At 58.6% G+C, this 1753-nt stretch carries 1 pseudogene; it reads left to right on the top strand.

The features are described from left to right. Positions 1–298, top strand: a pseudogene (locus tag H7688_RS22440) (cytochrome C); the annotation flags it as partial. Positions 299–1753 lie beyond the last annotated feature (1455 nt).

Below are 1753 nucleotides of genomic sequence, written 5' to 3'. Positions count from 1 at the left end.
GAAAGCCTTCCAGGCTGCTCCGACCGCTCCGACCACCAGCCAGAACGTGCTCTGCCTCTCCTGCCACCGTGCACACGCTTCCGGTTTCGAGAGCATGGCCCGTTACTACCTGGGCAACGAGTTCATGACCATTGCTGACAGCGCTAACGCAGCTTCCTACGACACCAGCACCACCGAGAACAAGATCAACCAGGGCTACACCGTCGCTCAGCAGCAGAACGCATACAACGGCCGTCCGGCCTCCGTGTTCGGGCCGTGGGCACGTAACTACTGCAACAAGTGCCACGCTAAAGACTAGTACCACCTTTGCTTGACTGTAATGAGATCGGGGGGCCGGTTCTTTACCGGCCCCTCAGATAGCCAGACAAACCCCGCTTTTACCGAAGCGGGGTTTTTTTATGCTCGTACACCGGTTGCAGTGGGACGACGAAAGAGTGTGCCGCGCGTTAATCGTGTACGTTCACGGGTCCCCTGCATCCGCGGTGGGGTAACGTAGTAGGGCGAAATGCTCGCTGGTTTAAGAAGGCTGCTTACAGGGATTACTGGGCAGACACATAAAATAACGTCGAGTCGAACGTGCCTTCGTTTACTGAGCCTGTTTTATGCCGGTTTTGGCGTTGTGCATTCACAAATTTGCAGGTCCTGGTGCTAAGGGGGTAGGCGTCTGATTGCGGTGGCGCAATGGATGTGGTTCGGGAACCTTTCATGGCCGTAAGGTTTGCGTAGGTGTGGGGAAAGTCTATTGTCGGTTTGGCTCGCTAAAACCAAATCTCTCCCCGTCTTCCCGCCTGGGGGATTTCTTTGCTCCAGTTGGCAAGGGCCTGATTGTGAGCATATTCTTACGTGCTAAATGAATAGTTATGGCCTCTTATCTTGTCAGAACAGTCCGATATGGCGGTTTGGCACGCGGTGTGTAAAAGGTTGCTACAAGTTTCGCAGTACATGCCATGCAGGAAAACCGTAAAAAGGAGACAGTACATGAAANCAACGAAAGTCCTTGCCGTAGCAGCACTCTTCACCTTCGCTACCGCTGGCAGCGCGCTGGCATTCCACTCCGGCGGTGTCGCCGAGTGCGAAGGCTGCCACTCGATGCACAACAGCCTGGAAGGTTCCGCCAACGTGACCGGCATGGCACAGTACCAGTCCGGCCCGTACCTCTTGAAAGCACAGGACCAGTCCGGCGCCTGCCTCAACTGCCACAACTCGGCTGACACCGTGGGCAGCGGCTACCACATCTCCACCGACGGCTCGCTGGTTGGCCAGACCAAGCAGGGTCCGGTCGAGCTTACCCCGGGCGGCGACTTTGCATGGCTGAAGATGACCACCACCGGCAAGATTCGCGGCTCCGCAACCTCTTGGGAAGGCGATCGTCACGGCCACAACATCGTTGCAGTCGACTACGGCTACACCGCTGACAAGACCCTGACCGCAGCACCGGGCGGTACCTACCCGGCAGCCAGCCTGGCCTGCTCCTCCTGCCACGATCCCCACGGTCGTTACCGTCGTTTCGCTGACGGCAGCATGGCTTCCACCGGTCTGCCGATCTTCAACTCCGGTTCCTACACCAACAGCAACGCGCCGATTTCCGGCGTATCCGCAGTCGGCGTGTACCGCCTGCTGGCTGGCGTCGGCTACCAGCCGAAGTCCCTGGCCGGTTCCTTCGCATTCGTCAATCCGTCCCCGAGCGCGGTTGCACCGTCCACCTACAACGCCACCACCAACACCACCGCAGCCGGCGTAGCTGACCGCGTCG

Origin of the sequence: Geomonas limicola (genome assembly GCF_014193675.1) — a bacterium.
In the GTDB taxonomy this organism is placed as follows: domain Bacteria; phylum Desulfobacterota; class Desulfuromonadia; order Geobacterales; family Geobacteraceae; genus Geomonas; species Geomonas limicola.
This window is presented reverse-complemented; position numbering and strand designations above follow the sequence as displayed.